Source organism: Thermomonospora echinospora, from assembly GCF_900108175.1.
Classification (GTDB): domain Bacteria; phylum Actinomycetota; class Actinomycetes; order Streptosporangiales; family Streptosporangiaceae; genus Thermomonospora; species Thermomonospora echinospora.
Genome location: NZ_FNVO01000002.1, coordinates 287,844 through 310,913 on the forward strand (window position 1 = coordinate 287,844; position 23,070 = coordinate 310,913).

Genomic DNA, 23,070 nt, shown 5'->3' on the forward strand with positions numbered 1-23,070 from the left:
CCACCGCCGGGCCGACGGCGCCGACGACAGCACGCAACGACCCCCGCGGCCCGCGGAGCACACGGCCGCGTCGGACGATCGCATCGAAAGCCCTGCCGCGTGGAACCGAACGTCCACGTGCGGCGAACGGCCGGTGGCCCCGTCGTCAGGACCCGCGGGCCGGCCGCCCGTCCCAGCGAGCACTGCGCATGTCCACCCGGGCACCGTCCGGGCGCAACGGGGTCCCCTCGACGCGGTACTCCTCCAGCGCCCGCCGTTCGTGGCCGGCCGGCGGACTCCCATCGGCACGGATCACCCGCCACCAGGGCACCCCGCCGCCCCACAGCGCCATGACCCGACCGACCTGCCTGGGCCCGCCGCGCTCCAGCAGCTCGGCCACGTCCCCGTAGGACATCACCCGGCCGGGCGGGATGCGCTCCACCACGTCCAACACCAGCTCGGCGAACTCATCAGGCTCCCGCTGCACCACCCGATTCTGACGGCTCCGCCTCCTCCCCCGCCACCGCCCCGGCTGCGGCTCGGCGCGGATCACGGCGCGGCGTAGCGGATCACCGGTGCGGCGCGGCATCATGCCAGCGCGTCCCCGGCCGAAGGAGATCCCCGCATGCCCCGTACCTGTGTCGTCGCGCTCGACGTCGGCGGAACCCGCATCAAGGCGGGCCTGGTGGACGTCGAGCATCGGGTCCTGGCCGACCAGGTGCACGACACCGGCCGCCAGGACGGCCCGGAGGCGGTCGTCGAGCGGGTGCTGGACGTGCTGGACGAGCTCGCCGGCCAGGCCCGTGACCAGGGCCTGACGCCGGTGGCGGCGGGCGTGGTGCTGCCGGGGATCGTGGACGAGGCGGCGGGGCGGGTGGTGTTCTCCGCCAACATCGGCTGGCGTGACCTTCCGCTGGCCGGGCAGCTGGCCGAGCGGACCGGGCTGCCCGCCGCGGTCGGGCACGACGTGCGGGCCGGCGGGCTGGCCGAGTCGGTGCTGGGCGCCGGCCGGGACCAGCGCGACCTGCTGTTCCTGCCGATCGGCACCGGGATCGCAGGAGCGATGATCATGGACGGCCGGCCGTACGCGGGCGGCGGCTACGCCGGTGAGATCGGTCACACCCGGGTGGACCCGGACGGGCCGCCCTGCCCCTGCGGCGGCGCCGGCTGCCTGGAGTCGTACGCGGCGGCCTCGTCCATCGGCCGCCGCTACAGCGAACTGCACGGCGGGGGCGAGCGGGTGTCGGCGGCCGAGGTGGCCGAGCGGGTCGCCGCCGGGGAGCCACAAGCGGTGGCGATCTGGCAGGACGCGGTGGAGGCGCTGGCCACCGCGCTGCACACGTACGTGACGATCTGCGCGCCCCGGCTGGTCGTGGTGGGCGGCGGGCTGTCGGAGAGCGGCGAACTGCTGCTGGCCCCGCTGCGGGAGGCGCTGGCGGCCCGGCTGACCTTCCAGCGGGTCCCGCGGATCGTCCGGGCCGCCCTCGGCGACCGCGCGGGTCTACTCGGCGCCGCCCTGCTGGCCTGGCGCGCCGCCGAGGACCACAGCCACTAGGCAAGACACCTCCAGCCGCCCACCCGCACCCGAAGGCGGCCGCGACAGCCCAAAGCCGCGTCGCCCTTAGAGAAGGCCAGGGCGACTCGAACGAAGCCTCACTCGCTGCTGGTGACGGCTGCGGCGGACCGGACCGCGGCCCGTCCACTGCCGGAGACGACTGCGGCGGCTCGAACGACACCCCGCCCGCACCCGAAGGCGGTCACGGCTGCTCGGGCGGAGCCTCATTCGCCGCTGGTGGCGGCTGCGGCGGACCGGACCGTGGCCCGTCCACTGCCGGAGGTGGCTGCGGCCGCTCGAACGAGACTCCGCCCGCCGCTGGAGACGGTTGTGGTGGTTGCGGAGGTCCGAAGTGGCCGCCGTGGCCCGGAGGGGGGTGTGGAGGTCCGAAGTGGCCGGCCGTTCCCGTGGGCGTCGCCGGAGGCTCGAACAGGGGCCTGCCCGCGCCGGGCGGGGGACGCCACCGTCCGAGTAGCGGCTCGGCGGGGCGCGGCGGCGCGGTCGGCGGGCGGGGGCCGGGCGGCGGGTCGGGCGCCTCGAACGACGGTGCCGCGGGCCGGGCGCCCGTCCCCGCCGTGAAGGACGGAACGGCCGGCGCGGGCCGTTGCGGCGGGCTCGTCTCGACGGCCGAGGGCGCGTCCGGGCGTTCGAACACCGGGGTGGACGGGGCCGGCGCGGGCGGCGCGCCGGGGTGGAACACCAGCGGCGGCGGCACCGGAGGCGGCGGCGGGACTGCGGCCATCGCCGGCTGGAGCCGCCAGGGCGACGGCCTGGTGCGGCGGTACAGCATGACGGCGATGGCCACGGCCACCGCCATGCCGGCGACGGTCAGCACGATGACGGCGACCGCCACCGGCTCGGTCCAGGGGGCCCGGTGGATCACCTTCACCGGGCCCGGGGCCGCGCCACCGAACCGCTGCCCGCTGGGCAGGGCGCCGGCCCCGCGCGGCGTCCTGGCCACCGCGTCCGCCGCGCGCAGCGCGTCCACCGCGTTGACCACGCCGAACCCCGTGGACGCGTCGTACTTGCCGGACGGGCGGAACCGGGTGCCGTCCAGCAGCGCCTGCCTGACCAGCGACGGCTTCATGTCGGGATGGCGGGAGCGGATCAGCGCGGCGATCCCGGAGACCAGGGCGCTGGAGTCGCTGGTGCCCTCGGTCAGGAAGTAGCCGTCGCCGGGCCCGGCCACTGGGATGGCCACCCCCGGGGCGGACAGCACCACCGAGTGGTTGCGGCTGGAGAACGGCGCCCGCTTGTGGGCGGTGTCGGTGGCGGCCACCGCGATGACGCCCGGATAGGACGCCGGGTAGGAGTAGGGCGCGAAACCGTCGTCGTCGAGCAGATCGCGCTTGCCGCCGTCGTTGCCCACCGCGGAGACCACGACCACGCCCTTGGTGATCGCGTACGCGACGGCCTCGCGGTCCTCGGAGGTGGGCCGGGTGTTGCCGAGCGAGAGGTTGATCACGTCGGCGCCGTGGTCGACGGCGTAGCGGATGCCCTTGGCCACCGCCTCCCTGGCCCCCCTGTCGGCACGGTAGGCGGCATAGCTCGGGTCGCCGGGCTCGGCGAGCACCCGCAGCGCCAGGATCCTCGCCTCGGGGGCGATCCCGATCACCCCGTCCCGGCCGCCCGGGCCGTGGCCGTGGCCAGCGATCAGCGAGGCCATGCCGGTGCCGTGCCGTCCCTTGGGGACCCGCCGGCCGTCGATGCCGGCCAGCATGTTGGGGCCCACCGTCACCGAGCCGCGCAGGTCGGGCTGGTCCGGATCGACCCCGGAGTCGACGACCGCGACGGTCACCCCGGCGCCCCGAGTGATCTTCCACGCCTCCTCCGCGCCGAGGATCCGCAGGATCGGCCGCTGCCGGTCGCGGATCTCGTCGGCGTGTGCGGGGGCGGTGGCGAACGTGGGTGCCAGGACGAGCGCGGCGGCCGCCAGCACCGTTCCCGCCCGTGCCGCCAACGCTCTCATCGGCCGCCTTCCCTTCCGGCTCAGCACTGCCAGTCGGCGCTGGTGCAGTCGGGCAGCGCCCGGGTGGACAGGGTCTGGGCGATCGTGTGCCCGAGCTGGGGGACGAGGCCGAACAGGTCGTCGGGCCGCTGCTTGCCGGCGACCGCCGTGGCCGGCCGGCCGTCCGACTGCCCGGCGGTGGTCAGCACCAGGTAGGGGCCGCCGCGCTCGGCCGTCCCGGACTGGCGGGCGGCGTCGTCGAACCTGGCGGCCACGGTGCCGGGGAAGGCCGCCGCGCGCAGCGCCGTGGGCGAGCCGGGGATCTCCTGGCGGGCCTGGTAGGCGGCCTGCTGGTCGGGGAAGACGACCACGCCCACCGTCACCACCACCCCTTCGAGCTGATCGGCGTACGTGGCGCGCAGCACGGCGCGGCAGCCGTGGCGCTGCAGGACGGTGGCGGTGGCGGCGTCCACCGAGCCGGCGCAGTCGGTCTCGGGCGCGATTCCGGCCCGGGTGGCGTACTCGACCTCCTCGGTGCCGGGCAGGTAGGTCAGCCGCTCGGGGAAGATCCGCCCGGCGGGCCAGGCCCGCCAGCGGCGGGCCACCTCGGCGTCGGCCGCCCGGCGCAGCTCGGCGGCGGTCGGGTCACGGGTCAGGATCCGTACGGCGCCGGTGACGGAGACCACGCTCAGCACCAGGTAGCCGACCGCGACCGCCAGCGCCACCCACACCCAGTGGCGTCCGCGCAGGCCGAGGATCCTGCGCGCGTCCTGCGGAGCCCGCGCAGGTGAGGGCTCCGGCGGAGGACGAAACGGCTGGAGGGCCACGTCTCACAACATAATGCCCGTCGGCGCTATCCGCGCATACGAGTGAAGCCTCCCGAATCGGAAGGCTTCACCCACGCGGCGTCAGCGCGCACCGGACCGGCTCACCGGCCGAAACCGCGCCGGACGTCCTTGGCCGCGTCCTTGACGCGCTCCCCGGCCTGCTTCATCCCGCCGGCGGCCCGGTCCCCGCGTCCCTCGCTCTCCAGGTAAGGATCGCCGGTCCGGCGGCCCGTCTCTTCCTTGCCGCGACCCTTGACCTGCTGCGCCTTGTTCTTGAGCTTGTCCAGAAGACTCATCTTCCTGCCTTTCGGGTCTTTTCCTGCTCACCGGCGGATCGGCCGCCGGTCAGGCGGACGTGCGGATCTGGTTGCGGATCCGCGCCGCCTCCTGGTGGATGCGGACCTCGGTGTCCAACAGTCGCGCCTCGGCCTTCTCGGTGCGCAGCCGGGCACGCAGTTCCCGGAAACTCGGCGCCCGCCGCCGTTCCTGAGGGGCCCGGCGCCCGGTGGTCCGCCTGAAGAACCGCATCTGGTCACTCCTTCGCTCGTGTCGCCTACCGATGCCCGCTATCACCCGTTTCATGCCGGGAACGGGCCGGGTTCGGGAATGAGCTGCGGCATGGCAAGGTTGTGCAGAGACGGGATCGCCGCCGGGCGGCGTCCCACCGCCCTTACCGGCTGAGCACAGGAGCATCACCGTGTCGTTGCCCCCTCTGGTCGAGCCCGCTGCGGAGCTCACCCGTGAAGAGGTCAACCGCTACTCGCGGCACCTGATCATTCCCGACGTCGGGATGGCGGGCCAGAAACGGCTCAAGAACGCCAAGGTCCTGTGCGTGGGCGCCGGAGGCCTCGGCTCGCCGGCGCTGATGTACCTCGCCGCCGCCGGCGTGGGAACGCTCGGGATCATCGACTTCGACGTCGTGGACGAGTCCAACCTGCAGCGCCAGGTGATCCACCGGCAGTCGTCGCTGGGCATGCCCAAGGCCGAGTCGGCCGCGGCCACGGTCCGCGAGATCAACCCGCTGATCGACGTGGTGGTGCACAACGTCGCGCTCGACCGCGACAACGTGCTGGAGATCTTCTCCGGCTACGACCTGATCCTGGACGGCACCGACAACTTCGCCACCCGCTACATGGTCAACGACGCGGCGGTGCTGCTCGGCAAGCCGTACGTGTGGGGCTCGATCTACCGGTTCGACGGCCAGGCCAGCGTGTTCTGGGCCGAGCACGGCCCCTGCTACCGCTGCCTGTACCCCGAGCCGCCGCCGCCCGGCATGGTGCCCTCGTGCGCCGAGGGCGGGGTGCTCGGCGTGCTGTGCGCCTCCATCGGCTCCATCCAGGTCAACGAGGCCATCAAGCTGCTGGCCGGCATCGGCGAGCCGCTGGTCGGCCGGCTGATGATCTACGACGCCCTGGAGATGAGCTACCGCACCGTCAAGGTCCGCAAGGACCCCGAGTGCGCACTGTGCGGTAAGAACCCCACCATCACCGAGCTGATGCCCGACTACGAGGCGTTCTGCGGCACGGTGTCCGAGGAGGCCAGCGAGGCCGCCAAGGACTCCACCATCTCCGTCCACGAGCTCAAGGCGATGCAGGACCGCGGCGAGGACGTCTTCCTGGTGGACGTCCGCGAGCCCAACGAGTACGAGATCGTCTCCATCCCGGGCGCCACGCTGATCCCCAAGGGCGAGTTCCTCAACGGCTCGGCCCTGGAGCGGCTGCCCCAGGACAAGAAGATCGTGCTGCACTGCAAGTCGGGCGTCCGCTCGGCCGAGGCGCTGGCCGTGGTCAAGAACGCCGGCTTCACCGACGCCGTGCACGTCGGCGGCGGCGTGCTGGCCTGGGTCAACCAGATCGACCCCAGCCTGCCCTCCTACTGACCCGACCCGCCGCGACGGCCCCGGACCCCACCCCGGTCCGGGGCCGTCGCGCGTCCACCGGCCCGTCCACCGGTCCGTTCACCGGGGCGGCTTACTGCGGGGTGACGCCGGTCTGCACCGCCAGGACGGCCAGGCGGATGCGGTTGGGGCAGCCGGTCTTGCGCATCAGGCTGGCCACGTGGGTCTTGACCGTGGTGACGCCCAGGTGCAGCCGGTCGGCGATCTCACCGTTGGACAGCCCGGCGCCGACCATCGCCAGCACCTCGCGCTCGCGGCCGGTCAGCTCCGGCACCTCGTGCGCCGGGACGGCGGCCTCCTGCGGGCTGCGCGCCCGCACCGCCTGGTCGACCAGCCGGCCCAGCACGGCCTGGCTGAAGGGCTGCTCGCCGGCGGCGGCCTTGCGGATGGCGGCCAGCAGTTCCTCCGGCGGGGAGTCCTTGACCAGGAAGCCGAACGCCCCGGCCGCCAGCGCGGGATACAGGTGGTCGTCGTCGCCGAACGTGGTCAGCGCCACGACTCGGCTGGCCGGGCGGGCCTGCATGATCCGGCGAGTGGCGGTGATGCCGTCCACGCCGGGCATCCGCAGGTCCATCAGGACAACGTCCGGCTGCAGCTCGGTCACCAGCCGCTGCACGTCCCGGCCGTCGGCGGCCTCGCCGACCACCTCCAGGTCGGGGGCCGACTCGCAGAGCATCCGCAGCCCCATCCGGACCAGGTGCTGGTCGTCGACGAGCAGGATCCGGATCACCGGCCGGGCCCTCCCAGCGGCCCGCCCCGGTCCAGCGTGCCCAGCGGCCGCTCGGGCGGCGGCGCGGAGAACGTGGCCAGCGCCGGGGCCTGCGGCGCCGGGCCCGCCACGGCGTCCGTCCCGGGAGCGGCCACCGGCCCGTCGGACGGCGCGGTGCCCGATGGCAGCTCGGCCAGTAGCCGCCAGCCCCGCCCACCCGGCACCGGGCCCGCCGCCAGCCGCCCGCCCAGCAGCTGCGCCCGCTCGGTCATGCCGATCAAGCCGTGCCCCCCGGATCGCACCGTCGCGCCCACCCCCGCCGCGGCCGGATCCGGCCGGCCGCCGTCATCGACGATCTCCAGCCGCACCGTATCGCCGTCCAGCCGTACCGAGAAGCGGGCGGATGCGGCCGGGCCGGCGTGCCGGGCCACGTTCGCCATGCCCTCCTGGGTCAGCCGCAGGATGGTCAGCCCGCGCACTGCGTCCAGCCCGCCGATCGCCGGGTCGACGTCGGCCGACACGGTCAGCCCGGTCTGCCGGCCGCGCTCCAGCGCCGCCTCCAGCGCCTCCACCAGCCCGGCCGGCTCCACCAGCGACACCGCCGGGTCGTCGTGCACCTGGGCCGGGTCGCGCAGCAGCGCCACCAGCCGGCGCAGGTCGGCCAGCGCCGCCGCCCCGGACCCGTGCAGGTCGTCCAGCACCTCGGTCATCCGTGGATCGACGTCGGTCAGCACGTGCCGGGCCACCCCGACCCGCAGCACCATCGACGACACGTGGTGCGCCACCAGGTCGTGCAGCTCCCGGGCGATGGCGGTGCGCTCGGCGGCACGGGCCGCCAGGGTCTCCGACCGGCGCCGCCGCTCCTCCTCGCAGACGCGCTCGCGGGCCTGCCGGGCGTTCTCGCGCATCAGCCGGACGTAGGCGCCGAACAGCAGCGGCAGCCCGGCCAGGATGCTCAGCCGGTACAGGGTCGGCAGCACCTGCGCCGAGGCGGCGTTCAGCGCGTGCAGGGTCAGCAGCACGGTGGTGACGCCGATCCCGGCCGCCAGCCGCCGGCCCGAGGTGCGCAGCGCCAGCTCGAACAGCGACACCGCGATCATCGCCTTCAGCGGCACCCCGACATGGGCGCCGAGCAGGTCGCCGCTCACCAGCAGCGCCGACAGGGTGACCGCCGCGGCCAGCGGGGCCCGGCAGCCGGCCAGGCAGACCGCCAGCGCGCCGAGCGCCAGCGCCCAGTCCCAGGGGTCCTCGGGCCGGTGCAGCAGCCGCAGGTCGCCCAGTGCCAGGACGGACAGCACGACGAAGCGGGCGGGGGCCAGCTGGTCGTCGAAGATCCGTTCCATCCACCGGGTCAGCACATCCCGATGGTAGGTCGGCGGCCCGTCCCGGCGGCTCCTCCACCTGGAGGAGGAGCCCTCCTCCAGGTGGCCGCCGGACGGGCCCGCGGGCGGAAGCCCGGCCACCGGTCCTGGCGGAAGGGTGTGAGTCGTTGCCACGCGATTGGAGGGACCCGAGATGGAGGTCCTGCGCATAGTCCTGTTGATCGGCCACTTCGCGGCCCTGGCGGTGCTGCTGGGCGCGTTCGTCGGCCAGCTGGCCGCCGGCCGCGTGTTCGGCGCCGCGATGGTGGGGGCCGCCGGAGCGCTGCTGGGCACCGGGCTGCTGCTGGTGGCCGTACGCGCGGCCGACGACCTGTCCGTCAACGGGCCGAAGATCGGCGTCAAGCTCGCCATCGCCGCCGCGGTGCTCGGCTGTGCGCTGGTCGGCCGCCGGCGCACCGCCACGGCGGTGGCCGCCCCCGTCCCGGCCGGGGGCGCTGTCCCCGTCTCGCCCCCGGCCGGGGCCCGCTCCTCCGCCGTCGGGCTGTTCTACGCGGCCGGGCTGCTGACCATCGCCAACGTCGCGGTCGCCGTGGCGTGGACGTGACCGGCCCGCCCACAGCCGGCCCGCCCACAGGACGAACGGAGGGGAACATGTTCGCTGCACTCGGCCGCCTCGCGGTCCGCCGGCGGTGGCCGATCGTGGTGGCCGCGCTGGTGGTGGCCGTGCTGGGCAGTGCGCTCGGCGGCGGCGCGATGGCGCTGTTCACCGGTGGCGCGGGGTTCGTGGACCCGCGCAGCGAGAGCAACCGGGCCGACGAGCTGCTCAAGGACAACTTCCGGCACGACGGCGCGGACGTGGTCGTCGTCTACCGCAGCACCGACGGGCGGACCGTGGACGATCCGGGGTTCGCCCGCTCGGTGCGGGACGTGGTGGCGTCCCTGCCGTCGGGCACGGTGGCCGCCGGGCGGACCCACTGGTCGACGCGGTCGCCGGACTTCGTCTCCACCGACCGGCGCGCCACCTATGTCGCGCTGACCATGGCCGGCGCCACCGATGAGGAGCGTGCGGACAACTACGACGAGATCAAGGACCGGCTGGAGACCGCGCCGCCGGGGCTGACCGCCACGGTCGGCGGCGGGTTGGTCTTCCCGCAGGAGATCAATCGGCTGAGCCTGGGCGACATCGTGCGCGCCGAGGTGATCACCATGCCGATCCTGCTGGTGCTGTTGGTGCTGGTGTTCCGCAGTGCGATCGCGGCCTGCCTGCCGCTGGCGATCGGCCTGCTGACCATGTTCGGCTCGCTGACCGTGCTGCGGGTGGTGACGGCGTTCGCGGACGTGTCGACCTACGCCTTCCAGATCGTCACCATGTTGGGCCTGGGGCTGGCCATCGACTACGCGCTGTTCCTGGTCACCCGGTTCCGGGAGGAGCTGGACGGCGGGGCGGACGTGGAGCGGGCGGTGGCCCGCACGATGGCCACCGCGGGCCGGGCGGTGGTGTTCTCCGGGCTGACGCTGGCCGCCTGCTTCCTCGGCCTGCTGATCTTCCCCCAGCTCATCTACCGGTCGATCGGCTACGCGGGCGCGGCCGTGGTGCTGTTCGCGGTGGCGGCCACGCTGACGGTGCTGCCTGCGCTGCTGGCCATCGCCGGGCGGCGGGTGAACTCGCTGCGGGTGCCGCTGCCCCGGCCGCGCCGGCGCGCTCCGGCCGAGGCGGGCGGCCTGTGGTACCGGCTGGCACATGCGGCGATGCGCCGCCCGGTGGCGACCGTGGTGGCCATCACGGCGCTGCTGGTCTCGCTGGGTCTGCCGTTCCTGGGCGTACGGTGGGGGATCCCGGACCCGGCGCTGCTGCCGGACTCGGCCGGCAGCAAGACGGTGGCCCGGCAACTGGCCGACGACTTCGGCAACGACCCGGGCCGGACCATGACCGCCGCCGTCACCCTGCCCGGCGACGCCGCCTCGCTGCGCCCGCAGGTGCTGGAGTACGCCGGCCGGCTCGACCAGGTGGCCGGGGTCGAGAGGGTCGCGGTGACCGGTGAGAACGGCCGTGTCGTCCGGCTGACCATGCGCTACGAGTACGCCCCGACCAGCGACGAGGCCGCCCGGATGGCGCGCGGGCTGCGCGCGGTGGAGCCGCCGCGGGGAGCCGAGGCGCTGATCACCGGACGGCCGGCCACGCTGCTGGACGTGCGCGAGGCGATCGGCGACCGGATGCCGCTGGTGGCGCTGTTCGTGGCAGCAGTGTGCTTCGTGCTGCTGTTCTGGGCGTTCGGCTCGGTACTGCTGCCGCTGAAGGCGATCGTGTTCAGCGTGCTGTCGCTGGGCGCCTCGTTCGGCGCGATCACGCTGGTGTTCCAGCACGGCTGGCTGTCGGGGGTGCTGGGGTTCACCCCGGCCGGGTGGCTTGACGTGGTGTTCCCGGTGATCATCCTGGTGATGGCCTTCGGGCTGGCGCTGGACTACGAGGTGTTCCTGGTCTCCCGGATCCGGGAGGAGTGGGACCGCACCCACGACACCCTGGAGTCGGTGGCGGCCGGTGCCCAGCGCTCGTCCCGGGTGATCACCAGCGCGGCGGCGCTGCTGCTGGTGGTGGTCGGCGGGTTCGCGCTCGGTCAGGTCGTGCTGATGAAGATGATCGGCGTTGGGCTGGTGATCGCGATCCTGGTGGACGCCACCATCGTGCGGGGGCTGCTGGTGCCGGCGACCATGCGGCTGCTGGGCCGCTGGGCGTGGTGGGCGCCCGGCCCGCTGGCCCGCTGGTGGGAGCGCCACGGATTGCGCGAGCTCTCCGCTCCTCCCTCGACGGCCGGGCCACCGGGGCCGGCCGTCCCGGCACGGCCCCACGACGGCACCGAGCCGGTGGAGAGCGTGCGATGACCCGCCTCGCCCCGCCCCGCCCGGCTGATCCGGTGCCGTCCCGGGACGGCGCGCCGGACCGGCTTCCGGTCAGCGGCTGCGCGGTCCGGCTCGGCACCGGGTCCGAGGGCCGCCCGGCCCTGGAGGTGTACGGTCCCGGCGGCGCGCTCATCGACGTGATGGTCGCCGACTCGCTCGGGGCGGCGGCGCTGCGCGGCGGCGTGCGGGGCAGGGCGGGCCGCCGGTCCGCCGAGTCGTGGGCGGTGGCCTGGGGGCATCTGCCGTACGGGCGGGACGTACCGGTCGTGCGCTTCCGCTCTGCGTGCGGGGACCGGCCGGGGGACACCGTCGTGGTGGCCGGTGCGTTCTGGGTCTCGGAGGCGTCCGGGCCCAGCCGCTCGGTCACCGTCCGGGCGGCCGGCGTCCGGACGGTGACTGCCCGGCTCTACCGGATCCCGGGGCGGTGGGCGTGATGGCGGTCGTGGGGGCGGGGGCTCGGCAGGGCGCGGGTCTGCGTGTCGGCGGGCGCGTCGGCCGCTGCACGGCCGAGCCGGGCGCCAGCCGGGGCGTCGATGAGGCCGGCGGCCACCGCCCGGTTGACGGCGTCGATCCGCGACACCGCGCCGAGCTTGCCGTAGACGTTGCGCAGGTGCCGTTTGACGGTGCCCTCGGTGATGCCGAGCCGGGTGGCGATCTGCCGGTTGCTGAGCGCCTCGGCGACATGCGCCAGGATCTGCCGCTCCCGGGCCGACAACAGCCCGTCGGCCGTGGCGGCCGGCCTGGTGAGCCCGGTCGCCGACAACACCAGGGCCAGGCCGTCCTCACCGCGCACCACCCGCCGGATGGCCGAAAGCAGATGCTCGCGGGGAATGCTCTTGTGCAGATAGCCGCAGGCCCCGGTCAGCAGCATATGCCGGATCAGGGAAATGTCATCGTGCATCGACAGGACCAGCACCTTAATACCGGGAAAACTCCGGGTCAGCGTCCGGATCGTTTCTTCCGGGGCATGTCCCGGCATTTCCATGTCGAGCAGTACGACATCCGGCCGGTGCGCGGCGACCAGTTCGACGATCCCGTCCGCGCCGCCGGCCTGGGCGACGACATCGAAGTCGTCCTCGGCGCGCAGGGTCTCGCACAGTGCCTCACGCAATAGCGTGTGATCGTCTACTGCAATGATACGGATCATCGCCCGTTCTCAGCTCGCTTCCGGTGCGCGTATCGGAATGGAGATGGTGATGCGGGTGCCGTGTCCCGGCCGGCTTTCGACGAGGTGCTCGCCGTGCAGCGCGGCGACCCGTTCCCCGAGGCCGGACAGTCCGTTGGTCGTCCCCCGGGCGGCCACCTCCGCCAGGTCGAAACCGACTCCGTCGTCCACCACCCGGACGGCGACCTCGGCGGGGTCGACGTCGATCCGGGCCCAGACGTTCGGCGCCGCGGCATGAGCCAGGCAGTTGCGCAGGCACTCGCGGACGACCAGGAAGAGCTCGTCGCGCAGCCGGGCCGGCAGCGCGTCCAGTTCCTCGCTGACCTGCAGGTGAACGGTGGTGCGAGGGTGGGCGAGCGCGTCGACGAACGAGCGCAGCGCCGCCTCCAGCGACCCGGCCGAGTGGGGCCGGCGGAGCCCGGCCACCAGGTCGCGGGTGTCGGCGTTGAGCTGCAGCAGCGCCGACCGCACCGCCTCCAGCCGGGCGGTGGCCGCTTCCGGACGTTCCGGACGGCCGCCGGCCAGCAGTTGCAGCAGCTCCAACTGCCGCATCGCCAGGTAGAGCGAGCCTCCGATCCGGTCGTGCACCTCACGGGCCACCTCGCGCCGCACCCGCGTCTCGATCGGCTCGGTGAGATCGGCCCGCTCGACGCGGCCGGTCCGCTCGATGCGGCCGGCCCGCTCGGCACGGCCGAACGGCTCGGCGGGGCGGCCGAGGATCTGGTGACGGCCGCCGTGCGAGGCCAGCCAGGAGGTGATCCGCCCGTGCAGCGCGACCGCGACCCTGGCCACCGTCTCGCCCTCGATGGCCCCCTGACGTGCGCTTTCCTCCAAAGACCGCATGACCACCGCGAACAGGGTGTGGCCCGCCTCGGCCAGGCCGGGCGCGCCGACGGCGGCCCGTGGCCCGCCCCGGGCACCGCCGCAGACGCTCTGCCGCCCGGCCGGCGCGCCGGCCGGATCCTCCGGCCGGAGGGACTCCTCGATCACCCGGCGGCTCCACCGGGCGTGCCGTTCCCACAGCACGTCGTCGGCCGCCAGCGGGTTGCCGAGCTCGGCCAGCCGGCCCCTGTACCGCTCCAGGATCGCGTCGATCCGCCGGCACACCGGGGAGGCCGGATCATCCGTTCGGGCACCGCCGCCGGTCATCACCGGACGCTCGGCGTTTCCGGCACGGCGGGCACTCCGACGTGCACATCACTCGCCACTGCTCCGTCACCGATCCGCATTCCCGGAACATCCCCGTCTTCGGACGCCAGCGCAATATCACACATATTCACACCGGAACACTAAACCTGTCAACAGGTTAGGGGTCGGACACCCAAAAGAAATTTGATCATTCAACGGCTTATGGCCGGAACCGGCCTATGCGACAACTGTCACCCTCCTCGGTGTTCACCAATGAGGGCTCCGGACAGCGGATATAATCCGGGAACCAGACGACGCGGATCGTGATTCAAGAAATACGGGCAGTGGTGGCCGGGGAAGCCGGGTACCTCCTTCGGGACATCACGCTCCACCCTTCCGGTAACCGTTATTGCGAGCCCGTCCCCGCCCTCCGTAGCTTGACCTGGCATGCGGCGCATATCGGCGCCGCTCCGGCGGGAGCCCGGCACCCCGGGCACCGCGAACACGGCCCGGAAGTGGACGGTGCAAAACATGACGGAATTTCGGATTCTCGGCTCGCTGGAACTCAATGCGGCCGGCGCGGTGCACCCGCTGCGCGGCCCGAAGATCGGCAAGGTGCTAGCCCTGCTGCTGGTGCACGCCAACCAGGTCGTGGATATCGACACCCTGATCGAGGAGCTGTGGGACGCCGAGCCACCGGTCACCGCGGTCAGCACGGTGCGCACGCACGTCTACCACCTGCGCCGCCGGCTGGAGCAGGTGCTGGGCCCGCACGAGGCGGAGTCCATGCTGCTCACCCGCCCCCCGGGCTACCTGCTGCGGCTGCGCGAGGACCAGTTGGACGCCGACCGGTTCGCCCGGCTGCACCGGGAGGGGCAGACGCTGCTCGGCGAGGGGCGCGCGCAGGACGCCATGGACCGGCTCGACCAGGCCCTCGGCCTGTGGCGCGGCCAGGTGCTGGCCGACGTGGCCAAGGGCCGGCGGCTGAGCGGCCAGGCGGCGCGGCTGACCGAGCTGCGCACCCGTTGCCTGGAGCTGCGCATCGACGCCGCGATGCGGCTGGGCAGGCACCGCGAGCTGGTCCCCGACCTGCGCGACCTGGTCGCCGCCCACCCGCTCAACGAGTGGTTCCACGCCCGTCTCATCGTCGCGCTCAACAAGGCGGGCCGCCGGGGCGAGGCGCTGCGCGCCTTCCACGACCTGCGCGACGTGCTGGGCGAGGAACTCGGGCTGGAGCCCTCCGACGAGCTGCGCAGGCTACAGCGCGACATCCTGATCGGCGCGGAGGCGGTCCCGGTCAGCGCGCCGGCCGGACCGCCTCGGCGGGCCGCTCGTCCCTGATCGCGCAGATGACCGCATCGGCCGGGACGGTCTGTCCCACCTCGACGGCCAGCCCGTCGATCGTGCCGGCCCGATGCGCCACCAGCGGCTGCTCCATCTTCATCGCCTCGATGACCACGATCGGGCTGCCCTCCTGCACCTGCTGCCCGTCGTCCACCATGACCTTGACGACGGTGCCCTGCATGGGGCTGGTGAGCGCGTCGCCACCGGCCGCCGGGGCCGGGCGCCGGGCGCCCCGGGAGCGCGCGGCGGGCCTGCCGCCCCCCGCCGACGGATCCGCGGGCCCGCCCAGCGCAGCGGGCAGCGCGACCTCCACCCGCCGCCGGTCGACCTCCACGACCACCGTCCGCCACCCCGCTCCGGCCTGCGCGCCGCCGGCGTCCGGGGCCGGGCCGCCGGCCGGGGGGATCCCGCCGGCGAAGTCGGTCTCGATCCACCGGGTGTGCACGGTGAACGCCGGGCCGTCGGCCGCGGCGAACACGGGGTCGTCCACCACCCTGCGGTGGAAGGGCAGCACGGTCGGCACGCCCTCGACTTCGAACTCCGCCAGCGCCCGCCGGGCCCGCTCCAGCGCCTGGGCACGGTCCCGGCCGGTGACGACCAGCTTGGCGAGCATGGAGTCCCAGGCCGGGCCGATCACCGAGCCCTCCGTCACCCCGGCGTCCACCCGGATCCCGGGCCCGGACGGCGGACGCCACCGGGTGATGGTGCCGGGCGCGGGCAGGAAGCCCCGACCCGGATCCTCGGCGTTGATCCGGAACTCGATGGAGTGTCCCCGCCGGGGCGGGTCGGCGTACCCCAGCTCCTCGCCGTCCGCGATGCGGAACATCTCGCGGACCAGGTCGATCCCGGTGACCTCCTCGGTCACCGGGTGCTCGACCTGCAGCCGGGTGTTGACCTCCAGGAACGAGATCGTCCCGTCCCGGCCGATGAGGAACTCGCAGGTGCCCGCGCCGACGTAGCCCGCCTCCGCCATGATCGCCATCGAGGCCCGGCGCAGCTCGGCCTCCTGCTCGTCGGTCAGGAACGGGGCGGGGGCCTCCTCGACCAGCTTCTGGTGGCGGCGCTGCAGCGAGCAGTCGCGGGTGGACACCACCACCACGTTGCCGTGCTGGTCGGCCAGGCACTGGGTCTCCACGTGCCGGGGCCGGTCCAGGTAGCGCTCGACGAAGCACTCGCCGCGGCCGAACGCCGCGCGGGCCTCCCGTACCGCCGACTCGTACAGCTCGGGGACCTCCTCCAGGGTGCGGGCGACCTTCATGCCGCGGCCCCCGCCGCCGTACACGGCCTTGATCGCCACCGGCAGCCCGTGCTCGGCGGCGAAGGCCGCCACCTCCTCCCGGCCGATCACCGGGGCGGGGGTGCCGGCGGCCAGCGGCGCGCCGACCCGCCGGGCGATGTCGCGGGCCGCCACCTTGTCGCCGAGCGCCCGGATCGCCTCCGGCGGCGGGCCGATCCAGCGCAGCCCGGCGTCTAGCACGGCCTGGGCGAAGCCGGCGTCCTCCGACAGGAACCCGTACCCCGGATGCACCGCGTCCGCGCGGCCGTCGCGGGCGGCCCGCAGCAGCCGGGCCCGGTCGAGGTAGCTGTCGGCCGGGGTGTCGCCGCCGAGCGCGAACGCCTCGTCGGCGATCCGGACGTGCGGGGCGTCGCGGTCCGGGTCGGCGTAGACGGCCACCGCGGTCAGCCCCGCGTCCCGGCACGCCCGCGCGATGCGGACGGCGATCTCTCCCCGGTTGGCGATCAGCACTCTGCGCACGGTGACCACACTCTCCTCGGTGCTCGGTTTCAGGGGCCGGCGGCCGGCCCGGACGGGCGGAGGCGTCGTACCTGTGGGAACGGGACCCGGACCTGTCACGCCTCAGGAATGGGACTCGGAGCTGTGGTGCCTCCAGGCACGGGACCCGACGTGCCGTACCTCAGGCACGGGACCCGACGTGCCGTACCTCAGGAACGGGACCCGGACGTGCCGTGCCTCCAGGAGTGGGACCCGGCCGTGCCGTGCCTCCAGGAGTGGGACCCGGACGTGTCGTGCCTCCAGGAGTGGGCCGCCCGGAAGCGGGGGCGGTCCCGGTCCCACCCGGCCCGCCGCGCGGTGGGGCGGGCCGCCGGCCGGGCCGGTGGGAGGGCGGCCAGGACGGCCAGCAGCGCGGCGAGTTCTTCGTCGGACGGGGAGCCTCGCAGCACGCGCACGACGAGGGGTTCGGTGACGGGTTCGTCCATCACATCGGCGGGTTGCCGTGCTTGCGGGACGGCAGCTCGGCGTGCTTGCCGCGCAGCATGTCCAGCGAGCGGATCAGTGTGTGCCGCGTCTCGCGCGGGTCCAGAACGTCGTCCACCAGGCCGCGTTCGGCGGCATAGTAGGGGTGGACCAGCTCGGCGCGGTACTCCTCCATGCGCCGCCGCCGGACTTCCTCCGGGTCGGCCGCCGCCGCGATCTCCCGGCGGAAGATCACGTTGGCCGCGCCCTGCGGCCCCATCACCGCGATCTCGTTGATCGGCAGCGCGAACGACAGGTCCGCGCCGATCGACCGGGAGTCCATCACGATGTACGCGCCGCCGTAGGCCTTGCGCAGGATCACCTGGATCCGCGGCACGGTGGCGTTGCAGTAGGCGTACAGCAGCTTGGCGCCGTGCCGGATGATCCCGCCGTGCTCCTGGTCCACCCCGGGCAGGAAACCCGGCACGTCCAGCAGTGTGACCAGCGGGATGTTGAAGGAGTCGCAGGTCTGCACGAAGCCGGCCGCCTTCTCGGCGGCGCTGATGTCCAGCACCCCGGCCATCGCGATCGGCTGGTTGGCGATGATGCCCACCACCTGGCCGCCCAGCCGGGCCAGCGCGCACACGACGTTGCCCGCCCAGCCCTCGTGCACCTCGAAGAACTCGCCGTCGTCGACGATCTCCTCGATCACCGGCCGGATGTCGTAGGCCCGGTTGGGGTCGGCGGGAATCAGCTTCAGCAGCCCGTCGGTGGGCCGGTCCACCGGGTCGGCGGGCGCGACGGCGGGTGGCAACTCCCGGTTGTTGGACGGCAGCAGCGACAGCAGGTACCGCACGTCGGCCAGGCAGGTCTCCTCGTCGTCGTAGGCGAACCCGGCCACCCCCGAGCGGGTGGCGTGCACGTCCGCGCCGCCCAGCTCGTTGTGCGTGACGACCTCCCCGTTCACCGCCTGCACGACGTCCGGCCCGGTGATGAACAGCTGCGCGGTCTCGCGCACCATGAACACGAAGTCGGTCAGCGCCGGCGAGTAGGCCGCGCCCCCGGCGCACGGCCCCAGCACCACGCTGATCTGCGGGATCACCCCGGAGGCCCGGACGTTGCGGCGGAAGATGCCGCCGTAGCCGGCCAGCGCGGTCACCCCCTCCTGGATGCGCGCGCCGGCCCCGTCGCACAGCGTGACCAGCGGGGCGCCGGTCGTCTCGGCCAGGTCCATGGTCTTGTGGATCTTGGCGGCGTGCGCCTCGCCCAGCGCGCCGCCGAAGACCCGGAAGTCGTGCGCGACGACGAACACGGTGCGCCCGTCGACCTCGCCCCAGCCGGTCACCACGCCGTCGCCGTAGGGGCGGTTGCGCTCCAGCCCGAAGCCGCCGGCCCGGTGCCGGCGCAGCGGCTCGATCTCGGTGAAGGTGCCCGGGTCGAGCAGCAGGTCGATCCGCTCGCGGACGGTCAGCTTGCCCCGCGCGTGCTGGCGCTGCGTGCCGCCGGGACCGCCGGGCTCGGAGCGGGCCACGGCGCGGACCCGCTCCAGTTCCGCCACACGGTCGGCCATCGCCGGCGCCGCCCCGGGCGGGGCCGGCGCGGCGCCGCGGCCCCCGGCGGATCGCTCCTCAAGGATCGTCATGGGTTCACTCCCGCTGGTCGGTGTCCGGCCAACGGCCAGCGTGCCACCCGGCGATAAAACCCCGATGGAGAAATTCTGAAAACCACTCCGGTCCGGTTTTATCGGGTTTTCACCGATCTTGGACGGGCCGCGGTCACCCTGGTCCCATGGACGCGGAAGTGATCATCGCGGGAGCCGGGCCGGCCGGGCTGATGCTCGCCGGGGAATTGCGGCTGGGCGGAGTGGACGTCGTCGTGGTGGAGCGTTCGCCGCGCCCGGCGCCGGAGTCCCGGGCGCTCGGCTTCACCGCCCGCACCATGGAGGTGTTCGCCCAGCGCGGCATCCTGCCGCTGTTCGGCAAGCCCGCCACCACGCCGTTCGGCCACTTCGGCGGGGTGCCGCTGGACATCGGGGTGCTGGACGCCGCGCACTTCGCGGTGCTGGGAGTGCCCCAGTCGCGGACCGAGGCGGTACTCACCGAATGGGCCACCGGATTGGGCGTGCGCATCCTGCGCGGCCACGAACTCATCAGTTTGTCAAACAATGGCGAAAACGTCGAGGCGACCATTCACCGGACCGGAGAGAACGGTTCACCAGAACATCTGCGCGCCGCATATCTGGTGGGCTGCGACGGCGGCCGCAGCACCGTGCGCCGGCTCGCCGGATTCGATTTTCCCGGCACCCCCGGCACCGTGGAGACCCTGCAGGCGGACGTGCGCGGCGTCGATGTCGCACCGCGTCCGCCCGGCACCTGGACGCCCGGCGGCATGGTCATCGCCGCGCCGATCGGCGACGGCATCACCCGGGTCATCCTGTGCGAGCGGGGCGCCGTCCCCCGCGACCGCACCGCCCCCGTCACCTTCGCCGAACTGGCCGCCGTGTGGAAGCGGCTGACCGGCGAGGACATCGGCCATGGCGAGCCCGTCTGGGTCACCGCCGCCACCAACGCCACCCGCCAGGTCACCGAGTATCGCCGGGGACGGGTGCTGCTGGCCGGAGACGCGGCGCACATCCACCTGCCGACCGGCGGTCAGGGCCTCAACGTCAGCATCCAGGACTCGGCCAACCTCGGCTGGAAGCTGGCGGCGCAGGTGCGCGGCTGGGCGCCGCCCGGACTGCTGGACAGCTACCACGACGAGCGGCATCCGGTCGGGACGCGCCTACTGCTCAACACCAGGGCGCAGGGGTTGCTGGTGCTGGGCGGGGAGGAGATGCAACCGCTGCGCGACGTGCTGACCGAGCTGGTGGCGTTCGAGGACGTCGCCCGACATCTGGCCGGCATGGTCACCGGGCTGGACGTCCGCTACGACGTCGGGCCCGGCGACCACCGACTGCTGGGGCTGCGGATGCCCCACCACGAGCTGAAGACCGCGGACGGGGCCGTCTCCATCGCCCGGCTGCTGTACCCGGCCCGAGGCCTCCTGCTCGACCTGGCCGACGACCCCCGGCTGCGCCGGGCGGCAGCCGGCTGGGCCGACCGGGTGGACGTCGTCACCGCCTCGCCCGGTCCGCTGGAGGGCACCGACGCCCTGCTGATCCGCCCCGACGGCCACGTCGTCTGGGCCGCACCGGGCTGCGGTGAGCCCGGCCCCGCGCTGCGCCGCTGGTTCGGCGACCCCCGCCCCTGATCCATCGCGTCCGACACACCCGAGGAACCCGTATGCACAGCACCCTGATCGTCGCCCGGATGGCGCCCGGCTCGGCCGGCGACGTCGCCCGGCTGTTCGGCGAGTTCGACCGGACCGAGATGCCCGCCCTGATGGGCACCCGGCGCCGGCAGCTGTTCTCCTACCACGGCCTGTACTTCCACCTCCAGGACTTCGACGGCGACGGCGCCGCCTCGATCGACCGGGCGCGCAGCCATCCGCTGTTCGTGCGGATCAGCGAGGACCTCAAGCCGTTCATCGCGCCGTACGACCCGCAGACCTGGCGGTCCCCGGCCGACGCGACGGCCGACCGCTTCTACCACTGGGCACGGCCGGCATGATCGGCCGCCGCGTCGTGATCACCGGGATCGGCGTGCAGGCGCCGGGCGGTGACGGCGTCAAGGAGTTCTGGAGCCTGCTCAGCGAAGGCCGTACCGCGACCCGGCCGATCTCGCTGTTCGACGCCTCCCCGTTCCGCTCCCGGGTGGCCGCCGAGGTCGACTTCGACGCCGAGGCGCACGGGCTGACCCCCCGGGAGATCCGCCGGATGGACCGGGCCACCCGGCTCGCCGTGGTGGCCGCCCGGGAGGCGGTGGCCGACAGCGGGCTGGACTTCGCCGGCCTCGACCCGGCCCGCACGGGGGTGGCGGTCGGCAGCGCGGTCGGCTGCACCATGGGCCTGGAGGAGGAGTACCGGGTGGTCAGCGACGACGGTCGCGACTGGCTGGTGGACCACTCCTACGCGGTGCCGCACCTGTACCGGCACTTCGTGCCCAGCTCGATGGCCGCCGAGGTGGCCTGGCAGGTGGGCGCCGAGGGCCCCGTCTCGGTGATCTCCACGGGCTGCACGTCCGGGCTGGACTCGGTCGGGTACGCCCGGGAGCTGATCGCCGAGGGCTCGGCGGACGTGCTGGTCGCCGGGGCCACCGACGCCCCCATCTCGCCGATCACCGTGGCCTGCTTCGACGCCATCAAGGCCACCACGCCGCGCAACGATGACGCCGCGCACGCCTCCCGGCCGTTCGACAACACCCGCAACGGGTTCGTGCTGGGCGAGGGCTCGGCGATGTTCGTGCTGGAGGAGCTGGAGTCGGCGCGGCGGCGCGGCGCGACGGTGTACGCGGAACTAGCCGGATTCGCCTCCCGCTGCAACGCCTTCCACATGACCGGGCTGCGGCCCGACGGCCGGGAGATGGCCGAGGCCATCGGCGCCGCGCTGGCCGAGGCCCGGGTGGATCCCGGCGACCTCGACTACGTCAACGCGCACGGCTCGGGCACCCGGCAGAACGACCGGCATGAGACGGCGGCGTTCAAGCGCAGCCTGGGCGAGCACGCCCGCCGCGTCCCGGTCAGCTCGATCAAGTCGATGATCGGGCATTCGCTGGGCGCGATCGGCTCGCTGGAGATCGCCGCCTGCGCGCTGGCGATGCGGCACGACGTGATCCCGCCGACCGCCAACCTGCACGAGCCGGATCCCGAGTGCGACCTGGACTACGTTCCGCTGACGGCCCGCGAGCGGCGCACCGACACGGTGCTGACGGTCGGCAGCGGCTTCGGCGGCTTCCAGAGCGCGATGGTGCTGACCCGTCCCGGCGCGCGGGCGGCGGCATGACCCGGATCTGGGTCACCGGGCTGGGCGTCACCGCGCCCAACGGCCTGGGCACCGATGACTACTGGGCGGCCACCCTGGCCGGTCGTTCCGGGCTGGGCCGGATCACCCGGTTCGATCCGGCGCGGTACCCGGCGCAGCTGGCCGGGGAGGTGCCGGGGTTCGACGCGCGGCGGCACCTGCCGGGGCGGCTGATCCCGCAGACCGACCACATGACCCGGCTGGCGCTGGTCGCCGCCGACTGGGCGCTGGCGGAGGCGGGGCTGGCCGGCGGCGGCCCGTACGGCGAGTACGAGATGGGCGTGGTGACGGCCGCCTCGTCCGGTGGTTTCGAGTTCGGCCAGCGGGAGCTGCAGAACCTGTGGAGCAAGGGCGGCCGGCATGTCAGCGCCTACCAGTCGTTCGCCTGGTTCTACGCGGTCAACACCGGTCAGATCTCCATCCGCAACGGGATGCGCGGCCCCAGCGGGGTGGTGGTCGCCGACCAGGCTGGCGGGCTGGACGCGCTGGCGCAGGCCCGGCGGCAGATCCGGCGGGGCGCCCGGGTGATCGTGTCGGGTGGGGTGGACGGGTCGCTGTGCCCGTGGGGCTGGGCGGCCCAACTGTCCACCGGCGCGCTCAGCACCGGCGACGACCCGGCCACCGCTTACCTGCCGTTCGACCGCCGGGCGGCCGGTTACGTGCCCGGTGAGGGCGGCGCCGTCCTCGTCCTGGAGGACGCCGAGAGCGCGGCCCGCCGGGACGCGCCCGTCCGGTACGGCGAGGTGGCCGGCTACGGCGCCACCTTCGATCCGCCGCCGGGCTCCGGACGGGAGCCGGGGCTGCGCCGGGCGATCGAGATCGCGCTGGCCGACGCCGGGACGGCCGCGGCCGGCATCGACGTGGTGTTCGCCGACGCCGCCGGGCTGGCCGGGCCGGACCGGGCCGAGGCGGCGGCGCTGGCCGCCGTGTTCGGGCCCGGCGGGGTCCCGGTGACGGTGCCGAAGACGATGACCGGCCGGCTGTACTCCGGCGGCGCGCCGCTGGACGTGGCCGCCGCGCTGCTGGCGCTGCGGGACGGGCTGATCCCGCCGACCGTCAACGTCGTCCCGGACCCCGCTCTCGGACTGGACCTGGTGACCGGGGTGCCCCGGCCCGCCCCGCTGAAGACGGCGCTGGTGCTCGCCCGCGGGCACGGCGGATTCAACTCGGCGCTGGTGGTGCGGGCCGCCGGCTGACATGGAAG

Annotated in this window: 22 protein-coding genes; 10 read left to right on the forward strand and 12 right to left on the reverse strand. The window is 74.1% G+C overall.

Annotated elements, in window-relative coordinates; all coding sequences use genetic code 11:
* Positions 1-145: 145 nt before the first annotated feature.
* Complete coding sequence (locus C4U03_RS05485) at positions 146-466, reverse strand: MGMT family protein (RefSeq protein WP_235017658.1); 321 nt, start codon at positions 464-466, stop codon at positions 146-148.
* Positions 467-604: 138 nt separating this feature from the next.
* On the opposite strand from C4U03_RS05485, the gene C4U03_RS05490 reads away from it, so the two are divergent.
* Positions 605-1,534, forward strand: coding sequence for an ROK family protein (locus tag C4U03_RS05490; protein WP_103936543.1), 930 nt, complete (start codon positions 605-607; stop codon positions 1,532-1,534).
* Between the two features lie 202 nt (positions 1,535-1,736).
* Here the strand turns inward: C4U03_RS05490 and C4U03_RS05495 are convergent, their stop codons facing one another.
* The 4 genes from C4U03_RS05495 to C4U03_RS05510 form a co-directional block, all read right to left on the reverse strand.
* On the reverse strand, positions 1,737-3,503 hold the full coding sequence (locus tag C4U03_RS05495; RefSeq protein ID WP_200827063.1) for a S8 family serine peptidase: 1,767 nt from the start codon (positions 3,501-3,503) through the stop codon (positions 1,737-1,739).
* Positions 3,504-3,523: 20 nt separating this feature from the next.
* The gene (locus C4U03_RS05500) at positions 3,524-4,309 is read right to left on the reverse strand and encodes a sensor domain-containing protein (RefSeq protein ID WP_146087262.1); all 786 of its coding nucleotides are present in this window, start codon (positions 4,307-4,309) and stop codon (positions 3,524-3,526) included.
* A gap of 101 nt (positions 4,310-4,410) precedes the next feature.
* The gene (locus C4U03_RS05505; protein WP_103936545.1) at positions 4,411-4,605 is read right to left on the reverse strand and encodes a CsbD family protein; all 195 of its coding nucleotides are present in this window, start codon (positions 4,603-4,605) and stop codon (positions 4,411-4,413) included.
* Between the two features lie 49 nt (positions 4,606-4,654).
* On the reverse strand, positions 4,655-4,837 hold the full coding sequence (locus C4U03_RS05510) for a hypothetical protein (RefSeq protein ID WP_103936546.1): 183 nt from the start codon (positions 4,835-4,837) through the stop codon (positions 4,655-4,657).
* A gap of 169 nt (positions 4,838-5,006) precedes the next feature.
* On the opposite strand from C4U03_RS05510, the gene moeZ reads away from it, so the two are divergent.
* Positions 5,007-6,188, forward strand: coding sequence for an adenylyltransferase/sulfurtransferase MoeZ (moeZ, locus tag C4U03_RS05515; protein WP_103936547.1), 1,182 nt, complete (start codon positions 5,007-5,009; stop codon positions 6,186-6,188).
* A 91-nt stretch (positions 6,189-6,279) separates the two neighbouring features.
* Here the strand turns inward: moeZ and C4U03_RS05520 are convergent, their stop codons facing one another.
* Both C4U03_RS05520 and C4U03_RS05525 read right to left on the reverse strand, forming a co-directional pair.
* Positions 6,280-6,936, reverse strand: a complete 657-nt coding sequence (locus tag C4U03_RS05520; RefSeq protein WP_103936548.1) for a response regulator transcription factor — start codon at positions 6,934-6,936, stop codon at positions 6,280-6,282.
* On the reverse strand, positions 6,933-8,273 hold the full coding sequence (locus C4U03_RS05525; RefSeq protein ID WP_200827064.1) for a sensor histidine kinase: 1,341 nt from the start codon (positions 8,271-8,273) through the stop codon (positions 6,933-6,935). The genes C4U03_RS05520 and C4U03_RS05525 overlap by 4 nt, the downstream gene beginning before the upstream one ends.
* 157 nt (positions 8,274-8,430) lie before the next feature.
* Here C4U03_RS05525 and C4U03_RS05530 point away from each other — a divergent pair, with 157 nt between their 5' ends.
* The 3 genes from C4U03_RS05530 to C4U03_RS05540 are packed head-to-tail and all read left to right on the forward strand — an operon-like array spanning position 8,431 to position 11,569.
* Positions 8,431-8,841, forward strand: a complete 411-nt coding sequence (locus C4U03_RS05530; RefSeq protein WP_103936549.1) for a hypothetical protein — start codon at positions 8,431-8,433, stop codon at positions 8,839-8,841.
* A gap of 47 nt (positions 8,842-8,888) precedes the next feature.
* Complete coding sequence (locus C4U03_RS05535) at positions 8,889-11,117, forward strand: MMPL family transporter (protein ID WP_103936550.1); 2,229 nt, start codon at positions 8,889-8,891, stop codon at positions 11,115-11,117.
* Positions 11,114-11,569 (forward strand): hypothetical protein, encoded by a 456-nt coding sequence (locus tag C4U03_RS05540; protein ID WP_103936551.1) that lies wholly within the window; start codon positions 11,114-11,116, stop codon positions 11,567-11,569. The genes C4U03_RS05535 and C4U03_RS05540 overlap by 4 nt, the downstream gene beginning before the upstream one ends.
* Here the strand turns inward: C4U03_RS05540 and C4U03_RS05545 are convergent.
* Both C4U03_RS05545 and C4U03_RS05550 read right to left on the reverse strand, forming a co-directional pair.
* A complete protein-coding gene (locus tag C4U03_RS05545; protein ID WP_103936552.1) occupies positions 11,542-12,282 on the reverse strand; it encodes a response regulator in 741 nt (246 codons plus the stop codon). The two genes, C4U03_RS05540 and C4U03_RS05545, sit on opposite strands and share 28 nt — an antisense overlap.
* 9 nt (positions 12,283-12,291) lie before the next feature.
* A complete protein-coding gene (locus C4U03_RS05550) occupies positions 12,292-13,449 on the reverse strand; it encodes a sensor histidine kinase (protein ID WP_103936553.1) in 1,158 nt (385 codons plus the stop codon).
* Positions 13,450-13,959: 510 nt separating this feature from the next.
* On the opposite strand from C4U03_RS05550, the gene C4U03_RS05555 reads away from it, so the two are divergent.
* On the forward strand, positions 13,960-14,769 hold the full coding sequence (locus C4U03_RS05555) for an AfsR/SARP family transcriptional regulator (protein ID WP_103936945.1): 810 nt from the start codon (positions 13,960-13,962) through the stop codon (positions 14,767-14,769).
* Here the strand turns inward: C4U03_RS05555 and C4U03_RS05560 are convergent.
* The 3 genes from C4U03_RS05560 to C4U03_RS05570 all read right to left on the reverse strand — a co-directional run bounded on the left by C4U03_RS05560 (position 14,726) and on the right by C4U03_RS05570 (position 18,611).
* Positions 14,726-16,528, reverse strand: coding sequence for an acetyl/propionyl/methylcrotonyl-CoA carboxylase subunit alpha (locus tag C4U03_RS05560; RefSeq protein WP_103936946.1), 1,803 nt, complete (start codon positions 16,526-16,528; stop codon positions 14,726-14,728). The genes C4U03_RS05555 and C4U03_RS05560 overlap by 44 nt on opposite strands.
* Positions 16,529-16,716: 188 nt before the next feature.
* Positions 16,717-16,992: an acyl-CoA carboxylase epsilon subunit gene (locus C4U03_RS05565; protein ID WP_103936554.1), complete on the reverse strand. Its 276-nt coding sequence runs from the start codon at positions 16,990-16,992 to the stop codon at positions 16,717-16,719.
* Positions 16,992-18,611, reverse strand: coding sequence for an acyl-CoA carboxylase subunit beta (locus C4U03_RS05570; protein ID WP_103936555.1), 1,620 nt, complete (start codon positions 18,609-18,611; stop codon positions 16,992-16,994). The genes C4U03_RS05565 and C4U03_RS05570 overlap by 1 nt, the downstream gene beginning before the upstream one ends.
* Before the next feature lie 146 nt (positions 18,612-18,757).
* Here C4U03_RS05570 and C4U03_RS05575 point away from each other — a divergent pair, with 146 nt between their 5' ends.
* The 4 genes from C4U03_RS05575 to C4U03_RS05590 are packed head-to-tail and all read left to right on the forward strand — an operon-like array spanning position 18,758 to position 23,062.
* Positions 18,758-20,218: an FAD-dependent monooxygenase gene (locus tag C4U03_RS05575; protein WP_103936556.1), complete on the forward strand. Its 1,461-nt coding sequence runs from the start codon at positions 18,758-18,760 to the stop codon at positions 20,216-20,218.
* Positions 20,219-20,250: 32 nt separating this feature from the next.
* Positions 20,251-20,577 (forward strand): TcmI family type II polyketide cyclase, encoded by a 327-nt coding sequence (locus tag C4U03_RS05580; RefSeq protein WP_103936557.1) that lies wholly within the window; start codon positions 20,251-20,253, stop codon positions 20,575-20,577.
* Positions 20,577-21,848, forward strand: a complete 1,272-nt coding sequence (locus C4U03_RS05585) for a beta-ketoacyl-[acyl-carrier-protein] synthase family protein (RefSeq protein WP_407701413.1) — start codon at positions 20,577-20,579, stop codon at positions 21,846-21,848. The genes C4U03_RS05580 and C4U03_RS05585 overlap by 1 nt, the downstream gene beginning before the upstream one ends.
* Positions 21,845-23,062 carry a ketosynthase chain-length factor gene (locus C4U03_RS05590; RefSeq protein WP_103936559.1) on the forward strand — a complete coding sequence of 406 codons (1,218 nt, stop codon included), beginning with the start codon at positions 21,845-21,847 and terminating at the stop codon, positions 23,060-23,062. Before C4U03_RS05585 ends, C4U03_RS05590 begins: the two co-directional genes overlap by 4 nt.
* Positions 23,063-23,070 lie beyond the last annotated feature (8 nt).

Bases quoted from the DNA above. Each gene is read 5' to 3' on its own strand.
- C4U03_RS05490 (WP_103936543.1), top strand. From the start codon at position 605: ATGCCCCGTACCTGTGTCGTCGCGCTCGACGTCGGCGGAACCCGCATC.
- C4U03_RS05495 (WP_200827063.1), bottom strand. From the start codon at position 3,503: ATGAGAGCGTTGGCGGCACGGGCGGGAACGGTGCTGGCGGCCGCCGCG.
- C4U03_RS05505 (WP_103936545.1), bottom strand. From the start codon at position 4,605: ATGAGTCTTCTGGACAAGCTCAAGAACAAGGCGCAGCAGGTCAAGGGT.
- C4U03_RS05510 (WP_103936546.1), bottom strand. From the start codon at position 4,837: ATGCGGTTCTTCAGGCGGACCACCGGGCGCCGGGCCCCTCAGGAACGG.
- C4U03_RS05530 (WP_103936549.1), top strand. From the start codon at position 8,431: ATGGAGGTCCTGCGCATAGTCCTGTTGATCGGCCACTTCGCGGCCCTG.
- C4U03_RS05535 (WP_103936550.1), top strand. From the start codon at position 8,889: ATGTTCGCTGCACTCGGCCGCCTCGCGGTCCGCCGGCGGTGGCCGATC.
- C4U03_RS05540 (WP_103936551.1), top strand. From the start codon at position 11,114: ATGACCCGCCTCGCCCCGCCCCGCCCGGCTGATCCGGTGCCGTCCCGG.
- C4U03_RS05545 (WP_103936552.1), bottom strand. From the start codon at position 12,282: ATGATCCGTATCATTGCAGTAGACGATCACACGCTATTGCGTGAGGCA.
- C4U03_RS05550 (WP_103936553.1), bottom strand. From the start codon at position 13,449: ATGACCGGCGGCGGTGCCCGAACGGATGATCCGGCCTCCCCGGTGTGC.
- C4U03_RS05555 (WP_103936945.1), top strand. From the start codon at position 13,960: ATGACGGAATTTCGGATTCTCGGCTCGCTGGAACTCAATGCGGCCGGC.
- C4U03_RS05565 (WP_103936554.1), bottom strand. From the start codon at position 16,992: ATGGACGAACCCGTCACCGAACCCCTCGTCGTGCGCGTGCTGCGAGGC.
- C4U03_RS05570 (WP_103936555.1), bottom strand. From the start codon at position 18,611: ATGACGATCCTTGAGGAGCGATCCGCCGGGGGCCGCGGCGCCGCGCCG.
- C4U03_RS05575 (WP_103936556.1), top strand. From the start codon at position 18,758: ATGGACGCGGAAGTGATCATCGCGGGAGCCGGGCCGGCCGGGCTGATG.
- C4U03_RS05580 (WP_103936557.1), top strand. From the start codon at position 20,251: ATGCACAGCACCCTGATCGTCGCCCGGATGGCGCCCGGCTCGGCCGGC.
- C4U03_RS05590 (WP_103936559.1), top strand. From the start codon at position 21,845: ATGACCCGGATCTGGGTCACCGGGCTGGGCGTCACCGCGCCCAACGGC.